A 10,559-nucleotide genomic window follows, 5' to 3' on the forward strand; every position below is an offset into this window, starting at 1 on the left:
AATCATCATATCGTGGTTGTTTTACAAAATATTATGCCTATTTAATTAAACCTTAATACCATGCCCTCAGTATTAAGACTGAGGGAATACAATTTACTGATTATTTGAGATGAAGATCTTATCCAGCACGCATCATAATGAAACGTTAATCCCTCACTGAATCATTTCAAGTAGTTTTTATTTAATGAGTATTATTCATCATTTTTTCTTTTTGGTTATCAATTAGTCATATTTTTTATAAGTAAAGTGCGAATGATCGTATTAATTAGAAAAACAATATGCTCTAATGTGAACATTAAAGTGCGTTATCGAACATTTAGATCAAGGATTCCGAAATGAGCCTCAATAGAACAAACAATATTAAACAGCTAGCTGAAGAAGAGTTAGATGTCCTTATTTTAGGTGGTGGTATTAATGGTGCTGTTGCTGCGGCATCTTTGGCTGCTAAAGGCGTTAAAGTTGGACTAATCGATAAAGGAGATTTTGCAGGGGCAACCAGCTCTAACTCATCAAATCTCGCATGGGGTGGTATTAAATACCTAGAAAGCCATGAGTATCGTTTAGTGAATAAACTTTGTAAAAGCCGTAATAACTTAATGAAACATTACCCATCATCAGTGACTGAGGTTCGTTTCTTAACGACTATTCAAAAAGGGTTCCGCTTCCCTGTGTGGTTTGTGTTCATGGGGACGCTAGCTTATTGGTTATTCGGTCGTCTGTTCACTATGGCGCCTAAATACTTAACGCGTAATACGATTAAACAACTTGAACCAAGTATTAAAGTCACCGGCGCGCAAGCGGGTTTCGAATACTCAGATGCTTTTTTAAAAGATAATGATTCGCGCTTTGTATTCAACTTTATTACTGCTGCGGCAAAAAAATCAGCTATCGTTGCAAACTATGTTGAGTCGGTTAACGCGGTACGTGAAAATGACCAATGGGTGATACAAGCAAAAGATAAAACCAACGATCAAGCATTTACTATTAAAGCAAAAACGCTAATAAATGCGTGTGGCCCGTTAGTTGACCAAGTTAATAAAGGCACTAAACAGAAGACATCGCATCATCACTTATTTTCTAAGGGGGTACATTTAACGGTTGATCGCATTTCGAAAGAACATCGCGTACTAGCTTTCTTTGCTAGTGATGGACGTTTGTTCTTTGTGTTACCAATGGGCTCTAAAACGTGTATTGGTACAACGGATAACCAAGTTGAAAGCCATCAAACATCCGTTACGGATGAAGATCGCCAATTCATTCTTGATAATGCGAATACTTTATTAGAGTTAGATAAGCCATTAACTAAAGATGACATTATTGCTGAACGATGTGGCGTCCGTCCGTTAGCCATTGAAGCTGAAGAAGGTGTTGCTGACTGGGTTGCGTTATCTCGTAAGCATGCAATTGATGTTAATAAGGCAGATAAACACATCAGCATTTTTGGTGGAAAACTAACAGACTGTATTAATGTTGGCGATGAAGTTGCTGATATTATTGAAGATTTAGAAATTTCAATGAACCGTTCTGATGCACTTTGGTACGGCGAACCTGCTGATCAAGTTAAAGCTAAGTTTATGGGTGAGGTTGAAGAATTCAATATTGATAAGTTAACGCCAAAAGGTGCGCTTGAGCCTTTATCTAGTCGTTTCTGGCGTCGTTATGGCGAAGATGCATTTGTACTAGTTGAAGCGATTAAACAAAATCCAGCTAAAGCAAATCTTGCGCTTGAACATACTGAGTTTACTTGGGCTGAAATTGACTGGGTTGCCGAGAATGAAATGATTGTTAACCTTGATGACTTACTTCGTCGACGTTCAAAAGCAACATTAGTGATTCGTAAAGAGCTATTAGACAATGCAGAAGGGCTGGAAGCGATAAGTAAACGTTTGTTTGGTGATGATGCACAACAAAAAATGGATGAATTCCGTGGTCGAACTAATTTTAACCGCATTTAACTGTTAACGCCGCTTATTCATTATTTACTGATGTATATCCAGTGAAAATATAATGAAGTAAGTGGTGTTTATTTAGGAAAGTAATGTTCGTATTACTTTCCTAATGTTCGTTTGATTGTAGTATCAATCATAATGGTTATAGCGATTATTTTAATAAGTAAATTAGCTTCAATAAATAATCGTGATAACGACACTCTGCGACAATACACTATCCTGTAATAATCTATTAAAAACTCTCCCTACTTTTAACCTGATTTATAATTCTGTTCTTATACTCATTCTGTTTTTAACTTTATTTTTAGCTATTCTTCGGCTATTACGTGCGGTGAATCCACGAATTGGCAGTGAGTACTTTACGCTAATTAGCCTTATATCAAGTAAGCTCTGCATTAAGCTATTTTATTAACAGATACCAGTGGGAGATCTGAGGGAAGGTTAGTGTGATTACTATAAATTTTATCAAACTCAGACAATGAAGCGACTTTCACCGAAGCGGAAATCGTCCATTTAGTGGCATCGGCTACTAACCAAGTTTGTCGTGAGTTTTTTACAATACATCTTGAAATCTCTGCTTCAGCGGTTTCATGTTCCATTGCTGAATGACTACTCGTCACCGCTGCGCAGCCTAATATGCCGATGTCTGCTTCAAAATCATTGAAGAACTCTGTGACATTATTACCAACCACATCTTGTTGTTGTGATCGAAATAACCCTCCTGCAATATAGACCTCAATATCAGGGTTCATTTCTAGAATGCGAACAACCTGTAAGTTATTGGTGATCACACGGTGTTTGGTTTTTAAATAATAGGCAATACGCGTTACTGTCGTGCCGATCCCCATAATGATGGTTGAACCATCAGGAATAGCATTGGCGACTTTTTTGGCTATTTGATCTTTTACATCAAACTGTATATCACTACGATATTGGTAACTGCTATTGGTCAATTGTGCAGGTAATCCTACACCGCCATGGATACGGCGAGCATAACCTGCTTTACAAAGTTGATTAACGTCTCGGCGAATAGTCTGCGTTGTCACTTGAAAGTGTTCAGACATCGTTTCTATCTGAATATCTTCCTTCTTACGTAAGCGCAGTAAAATATTTTGCTGACGAGCGTTAAGTTTTATCATGTGTTAACAAATACATCTGGTTTGTCAGTAATAATAATGTCGACGCCCCAAGATCTAAATTTATCTGCTTGTGTTACATCGTTAAGTGTCCAAATAACCAGTTTAAGTCCTGCATCTGTGATTGTCTTTGCCATCGTTTTATCTAATATTTTATGATCAAGATGTACGCTATATAGGTTCAGAGGCTTTAATTTTTCTAACGTAGCTAGTGGGTTATGTTCAGTAATATAACCTAATCGAATATCTGGTATGACTTGATGACAATGCGCTAGTGCTAATTCAGAGAAGCTAGACAAGATGAGCTTTTCATTTGGAAAGTTTACGTTAGTTAATACCTTTGCGATCTCATTCACTAGCGGTTCAGCTTGATGTGGGTGATGAATCTTAATTTCAAGATTCATACTTAAATCATTCTCCATGAAGAACAATAAAGTATGTTCAAGCGAGATAATCTGTTCACCAATAAACGCGTCTGAGAACCAACTTCCGGCATCTAATGCTTGTAGTTGACTAAACGTTAAATCAGCCACTAAGCCTTCACCGTTTGTGCAACGGTTAACCGTTTCATCATGGAAGATGATAGGTGTTTTATCTGCGCTAAGTTGCGTATCTAACTCAATCCATTTAGCACCAGATTGCAGTGCTTTTTTAAAACCTGATAACGTATTTTCTGGCGCTAGTGAAGCTGCACCACGATGGCCTGCAATCATAAATTCACCTGTAATGTTCATTTGAACGTTAATGACTTGTTAATAGCTAGGTTAATAATAATACATTTTAGAAAATATAAAAGGCTTAAAAATACAACAGGCTGTCATATTAACTTAACAATTCAATGGTATTTATACGTTCTGGTCTACATTTTTGTAACCTACTATTTGCACGATAATGATTTTCATATGACTCTACAAATGTTCATATGAATAATGTTGTATGAGTTAACAAAAAAGCACATACAACTTATCTCACTATTTTTTTTGTTTTAATAAACGAACTGATTTATTAAAACTAACTTTACAAACAAAGGTACTATTTATGATAAAGGTAATCGGAACCGTATTAACAGCTGTTGCATTGCTTGTTGGTTGTGGCGAAAAACCTACTGATACAACGAAAGGCGCAGACGTTGCAAAAACAGTTGAGCCAATCGATATCAATATGAGTTTGGTATTTACTCAAAATGAATTATTAACGCAAGAGCTAATCAAAGCGACTGATAAAATTCGTGAACGTACTGACGGTGGTGTGAATATCAAAGTTTATCCTGGTGGGCAATTACCAGTCTATAAAGATAACCTTGAGCAAGTTGTTAATGGCGCCGATTGGATTGCTGTAGAAGATTTAAGTTACCTTGGTGATTATGTTCCTGATTTCGCTGCGTTAGCTGGCCCAATGTTATATAACTCTTACGATGAATATCTAGCAATGATGGACACTAAGTTAGTCGCTGATTTAACTGCTGAAGTTGAAAAGAAAGGGATTAAAGTGTTAAACGCTGATTACATGTTTGGTTTCCGTCATATGATCACGAATAAAGAAATTAAAAGCTCTGCAGATATGTCAGGCATGCGTATTCGTGTTCCTGGTAGCCAGTTATTCATTAGCACATTAACGTCGATGGGCGCTGCGCCTGCATCATTACCTTTCCCTGAAACCTACGCAGGTGTTCAACAAGGTGTTGTTGATGGGCTTGAAGGTTCAATTTTGACTATGTACTCAACTAAAATGTATGAAGTGGCTAAAAACATGTCATTAACTAAACATTTCTTGGGTACTGTAGGTCTTTATATCTCACCTAAAGTTTGGGATAAATTTACACCTGAGCAACAGCAAATTATTAATGAAGAACTAGCGGCTGGTGCGATTTCAAATACCACTGAATTAGTTAAGTTAGACAGTGAGTACACTCAAAAACTACAAGATCTAGGCGTTAAATTTAATGAAGTTGATAGCGCTGAATTCAGTAAATTAACCGCTGATGTTTATAACCAATTCCCAGCTTGGAGTGATGATATCCGTAGCCGAATTGGTGCCGAACTTGAAAAAATTCGTGCTGCTGAATAAGCTAAAAAACAAGTTTTAAAAAAGTATTATCAAGTAACTGCTTTATTGTATTTTCAATAAGGCAGTTATTTTTTTAACGTTAGATAATTATTACTGAAATTTCATTCACACCATTAGCGATTACTTCAATAATTAGTCTTTAACCGTCATATTTTGAAGGTTTTGAATGGCTAATTTTATTGCGTTTTATATTGAGGTGAGTGTGACTAATAATAAAATTTAATTAACAACCATTATATCAATTAGTGAAGTAGGAGAAGTCATGGGCTTCTTAGTTAAAAATTTTGAAGAAATATTCGCATCCATTGCAATATCGATTACCATTTTGATGGTCATTATTAATGTATTCCTTCGTTATGGATTTGGTTTTGTTGTGCCATGGAGCGAAGAGCTAGCCGTTATCTGTTTTATTTGGTCTGTCTATTTCGGTATTAGCTCATGCTACAAACATAAGCTACACATGGGGGTTGATGTTGTTATCGCATTATTACCTGAAAAAGCAAAAATCCCGTTTAATCTTGTGGTTTTATCATTCTTATTAGTAATCAATTTGATCCTTGCTTACTTAAGTTACGACTACATGATGCTCTCTAATAAAGTTTCTCCTGTGATGGGCATGTCTTACTTTACGATTAACGGTGTGTTGTTTTTGTGTTTCTCTTTGATGACGATCCATACCGTAAACTTCATTCGAAGTGATTTAAAACAGCTATTCAAAAAGCAACCCAATACTATATAGGTGACACCGTGGAAATCTATCTTCCAATTATTATGTTGTTCGTTTTATTTTTATTAAACGTTCCCATCGCATTTTCATTAATCGCTTCTTCGTTGGTTTATTTTTTATTTATTAATACCTCGATTCCAGTCAGCTTAGTGATGCAACGTTTTATTTCATCAGCTTCATCATTTCCGTTATTGGCGATACCCTTCTTTATTATGGTGGGATCGGTCATGAATTATTCTGGAATAAGTCGTAGTTTACTGTCACTTGCAGATTCATTGATTGGGCATAAAACCGGTGGTCTTGCACATGTGAACGTCGCATTAAGTACATTAATGGGTGGGATTTCTGGCTCTGCTAATGCTGATGCGGCAATGCAGTCTAAAATACTTGCACCTGAAATGACTAAACGTGGTTATGACTTGCCTTTTACGGCGGCAATAACTGCGGCATCATCAAGTATTAGCCCTGTGATTCCACCTGGTATTAATCTTATTATTTACGCGTTATTAGCTAATGTGTCAGTGCACGAAATGTTCATTGCGGGTTATGTGCCTGCCTTCATGATGGCGTTATCTTTGATGGTCACTATTGCAATCATTGCTAGACGTAGAAAATACGCCCCTTCAAGAACAGAAGCAGCACCTGCTAAAGAACGTCTACATTATTTAGGTAAAGCAATTCCTGCTTTATTAATTCCATTTGGCATTATTTTAGGGATGCGTTTTGGTTTATTTACACCGACTGAAGCGGGTGCTATTGCTGTTTTGTTGTGTGCCATTATTGGGTTGTTTATTTACCGTGAATTAAAAGTTAGCCATTTTCCTGCCATCTTCAAAGAGACAATTCAAGGCACTAGCAGCGTGATGTTCATTATCATTGGTGCGATGATTTTTGGTTATTACATGACGTTGGAGCAGATCCCTCAGAATGTGGCTTCTGCCTTGATTTTAGTCACTGATAACAAGCTCGTCTTATTAATGCTAATCAATTTGTTGTTATTGATTGTTGGTATGTTCATTGAAGGTGGGGCGGCAATGATCATTTTAACGCCGCTATTACTACCTGCTGTATTGAACCTTGGTGTTAACCCTGTTCACTTCGGTATTATCGTGATTGTTAATATTATGATTGGTGGAGTCACACCGCCATTTGGCTCGATGATGTTTACAGTTTGTTCGATACTTAAAGTAAAACTGGTGGACTTTGTTCGTGAGGTATTACCTCTCTTATTCGCATTATTAGTTGTATTAATGTTGTTAACTTATTCAGAAGGTTTAGTGATGTTCTTACCTAACTTATTATAAGTCGATTAATTTTAAGTTACTGATTAATAATTTGATTTATAGGTGGGTTATTCAGTCGATAGGTTAATAAATACAAACGAACAAGCACCATAGATATTAAGAGATATGATGAAACTACCAAAAAATACATTAACTAATGAATGGAAAGAGGTGCAGTGGGTATTGACCGATGTTGACGATACGTTAACTTGGAAAGGTCAGTTACCACCAGAAACCTTAATCGCCTTGTCTGCATTACAACAAGCAGGTCTTAAAGTGGTTGCTGTGACAGGTGCGTGTGCAGGGTGGTGTGACCATATTGCACAACTTTGGCCTGTTGATGCCGTGATTGGTGAAAACGGTGCATTCATTATGGAGAAAAAGGAAGGGTACTTAACACTTCGTTCCGGTGCGCCGATGTCAACTATCGTCGATAATCAAATTAAGTTAAAGCAGCAAATTGTTGAGTTGTTGTTGGCTTATCCTGATTTGAATCTAACCTTAGATCAATCATATCGCTTGTGTGAAGTGGCTATTGATATCGGGCAAAACCGAGAACCGGTATCACCAGAAATAATCGCTGAAGTTGTATCTAAAATTAAACAGTTAGGGGCGAGTGCGACGGCAAGCTCCATTCATATTAATAGTTGGTATGGAGAACACTCTAAAAAAGCCACTTCATTAGCATTCTTGCATGAAAAAGGCTTATCAGAGTCCCAAATAACATCTCAAGCTTGTTATGTTGGTGATTCATTAAATGATGAATTCATGTTTGCTACATTACCTAAAAGTGTTGGAGTGGCTAATATTAAGAAGTATTGGGATAAGCTTCAGCATCATCCTGAGTTTGTTATGTCAGAATCTGGTGGTTATGGTTTTGCTGAGTTTGTAAAACAGTTATTAGCGATTAAAGGAGCAGCGTAGTAGAGCATTCAAATTGAATAATATAGTTAATTATTCCTTTCGTTATTCGGTAGTTTACCTAGAGTGATTTTATTTTGGTGTAAGTTATCATCACTGTTCGATATCATAACTCGAACTTTTTTATTAAATATAGATTTTATTATTCATTCTCGAGAAAGCTCTCATTATGAATACATAATGAGAGCTTTAATAATGTGATAAAATTATTTTATTTTATTTTTACTGTTGGTCTTTTTCTTATTCTGCGCTGTTATTTTGATCGGCGGTAAAAGGTGTAATTTATTGTGTATTGCGTGATGAATAAAAGACAACTTAGTGCGTACTGCTTGTGTTAGTACAAACGGGTAAGCATCTGATAATCCCATACTTCTATTTAATGAATTAAGCATCACTGAAAAATCCATCCACGTATCTAAAATACTATTTATGTCGGTTTGTCTTCGAAAATAAGAAGCATCCTGAGGTAAATTTAATTCCCCAAGTTCTTCTGTATCGGCTTCAACTCCTGAAGTTGAGCCAGCCATTGAAAAATTTTGTGCCGTTTCTAAGGTATCTATAATATGCATATAGTGCGCCCACGTTTCTGCCCAGTCTTCATAAGGGTGCATGGTCGCATATTCGCTGATAAAAGTATCACGCCAATTTTGTGGGGCGCCTTGCTCGTAATGTTGATTGAGTGCTTCTTGATAATCTAATTGATCATCACCAAAGTACTGTTTACATAAAGCGTGTTTTTTCGGTGAGTGAGTAATTAGTTGATCAAAATAATAGTGGCCTAATTCATGGCGGAAATGACCAAGCAGTGTACGATATCGTTCACCCATTGCATGCTTTGTTTGAGAACGAGCTACATCGTCAGCTTCTGCTAGGTTAATAGTGATATGTCCACAATCATGTCCTGTGAATACTGTTTCATGCCCTGCTAGTGGGCTGGTGAAATGGTCATTTACATCTCTGTCAGCTATAAAATCAAAACTTAACCCTGTTTCAGGATTTTCACTGAGAGCTTGTAGCGGAATGGGCAGTGCTTTTAAGGTATAAAGTGCACGGCGCTTAGCGGTTTCCATTTTTTTCCATAAAGGAATATGTTCAACAATATTTAGGTCGGGAACTGTTTCATTAAAGCGACATCCAAAGCACAGCATTTCTTCGTTATCTGGATCAGGTACAAAGGTACTTAAATTAACCATGCCATTACAGGCATTAAATTGTTCATTATTGTCACATTTTTTATAATGAATTTTTGGGGTTGCTGCTTTAAAAAATAAGCCTGTTTTTTGATCAAGTTCATAAGGTTCTACTTGGTCAAATTCATCATCCAATCCAACGGTTCTTGAGCAAGCAATGCAGTGAGTGCTTTCAAAAAATAAAATAGGTTGATCTTTGCAATTACATTGGAATGTTTTCATATTAATACCGGAGAATAAAGGGATGGAAAAAGCATAGTTCATTATCGAGTATCGTACTCAATTCAACTCAACAAACATTAAGCATGTTTTAGACATTATACGACTTAGCTATGTACAATAATAAATATAAAAATAATCAATAATATATTTGAATTAATACCATCATTGATTATTTTGTGCATAGCTAAATGACAACATAATAATAATGGTATTTGATTCTTTTAATCGAGGTTATCGACTAGATTCGCTGTAATAAATCAGATTTCTTACTATTATATTCATCATCTGTCAGCGCGCCTAAATCACGTAGCTCAGCTAATTTCGCTATACTTTCTAGTGTTTGGTTTGTTGTTTCAGTATTTGAATTATTTGTAATCGTTTTATTTACATTCGGTTGATTTGGAACAAACTCAGGTGCCGTATTTTTTTCTGTAAAGTTATCTTGCTGTACAAAGTTAGTTTGCGGCGCAGGAGGCATTGCTTGGCCTGAAACTAAAGGTAAACTATTCACGCTCAGTGTACCAAATTGACTACTAAAACTGAGAGAATCATTACTACCTTGCTGTTGACTTACACCGCCAATATTATGGTTTAGTGTGTCGTATACAGAAACTTGTCCATTTAATTCAACAGCTAATCGATTAGGAAAAACAGCATAACGGCTATTATTTTGTGCACCACTACTGAATGGAGTGCCTAAATTAACTGGCCACCATTGATTACTACCGGGTGTACCTGCTGGGATCATTGGAAATATTTGGTTATTACTGAGTATGTTTGATAGTTCGTTACATATGTTATCAACCGTGGTTTTCAGACCATTATTAAACATGTCGCCAACCATTGTCATACCACCACGCATCCATTGGCCAGAACCGCCTAATTCAGGACAGTTGAATTGTGCCATGGAGCAGCCACCATTATTCACAGCAACTAACATGTGGACGACTGCATCGTGGCTTAAGCCATAACGTGATGCTATATCATTGACGAAATTTTCACCAATATCAGTTAGCTTTTGCATACGAAATTATCCTATTAGGTAAATTGGTTTGATGTTACTG

Annotated in this window: 9 protein-coding genes; 5 read left to right on the forward strand and 4 right to left on the reverse strand. The window is 36.5% G+C overall.

The window, feature by feature from the left end:
* Positions 1–335: 335 nt before the first annotated feature.
* Entirely contained in the window at positions 336–1,955 is a 1,620-nt protein-coding gene (locus V6255_RS01125; protein ID WP_341626485.1) for a glycerol-3-phosphate dehydrogenase/oxidase, read from the forward strand.
* A 389-nt stretch (positions 1,956–2,344) separates the two neighbouring features.
* On the opposite strand, the gene V6255_RS01130 is transcribed toward V6255_RS01125, so the two are convergent.
* Positions 2,345–3,088: a DeoR/GlpR family DNA-binding transcription regulator gene (locus tag V6255_RS01130; RefSeq protein WP_341626486.1), complete on the reverse strand. Its 744-nt coding sequence runs from the start codon at positions 3,086–3,088 to the stop codon at positions 2,345–2,347.
* Complete coding sequence (locus tag V6255_RS01135; RefSeq protein ID WP_341626487.1) at positions 3,085–3,798, reverse strand: glycerophosphodiester phosphodiesterase family protein; 714 nt, start codon at positions 3,796–3,798, stop codon at positions 3,085–3,087. The genes V6255_RS01130 and V6255_RS01135 overlap by 4 nt, the downstream gene beginning before the upstream one ends.
* 325 nt (positions 3,799–4,123) lie before the next feature.
* Between V6255_RS01135 and V6255_RS01140 the strand changes: the two genes are divergently transcribed.
* The 4 genes from V6255_RS01140 to V6255_RS01155 all read left to right on the forward strand — a co-directional run bounded on the left by V6255_RS01140 (position 4,124) and on the right by V6255_RS01155 (position 8,086).
* Positions 4,124–5,152, forward strand: coding sequence for a C4-dicarboxylate TRAP transporter substrate-binding protein (locus V6255_RS01140; RefSeq protein WP_341626488.1), 1,029 nt, complete (start codon positions 4,124–4,126; stop codon positions 5,150–5,152).
* Positions 5,153–5,414: 262 nt separating this feature from the next.
* Positions 5,415–5,891 carry a TRAP transporter small permease gene (locus V6255_RS01145; RefSeq protein WP_341626489.1) on the forward strand — a complete coding sequence of 159 codons (477 nt, stop codon included), beginning with the start codon at positions 5,415–5,417 and terminating at the stop codon, positions 5,889–5,891.
* Positions 5,892–5,899: 8 nt separating this feature from the next.
* A complete protein-coding gene (locus V6255_RS01150) occupies positions 5,900–7,183 on the forward strand; it encodes a TRAP transporter large permease (protein WP_025563399.1) in 1,284 nt (427 codons plus the stop codon).
* Between the two features lie 108 nt (positions 7,184–7,291).
* Complete coding sequence (locus V6255_RS01155) at positions 7,292–8,086, forward strand: HAD-IIB family hydrolase (protein ID WP_341626490.1); 795 nt, start codon at positions 7,292–7,294, stop codon at positions 8,084–8,086.
* Positions 8,087–8,289: 203 nt separating this feature from the next.
* Here V6255_RS01155 and V6255_RS01160 read toward each other — a convergent pair whose 3' ends face one another.
* Together V6255_RS01160 and V6255_RS01165 are read right to left on the reverse strand one after the other, a co-directional pair.
* Positions 8,290–9,495 carry a putative zinc-binding metallopeptidase gene (locus V6255_RS01160; RefSeq protein WP_341626491.1) on the reverse strand — a complete coding sequence of 402 codons (1,206 nt, stop codon included), beginning with the start codon at positions 9,493–9,495 and terminating at the stop codon, positions 8,290–8,292.
* A 238-nt stretch (positions 9,496–9,733) separates the two neighbouring features.
* A complete protein-coding gene (locus V6255_RS01165) occupies positions 9,734–10,519 on the reverse strand; it encodes an SHOCT domain-containing protein (RefSeq protein ID WP_341626492.1) in 786 nt (261 codons plus the stop codon).
* Positions 10,520–10,559 lie beyond the last annotated feature (40 nt).

The organism is Psychromonas arctica, from assembly GCF_038155225.1.
Lineage (GTDB): Bacteria > Pseudomonadota > Gammaproteobacteria > Enterobacterales > Psychromonadaceae > Psychromonas > Psychromonas arctica_B.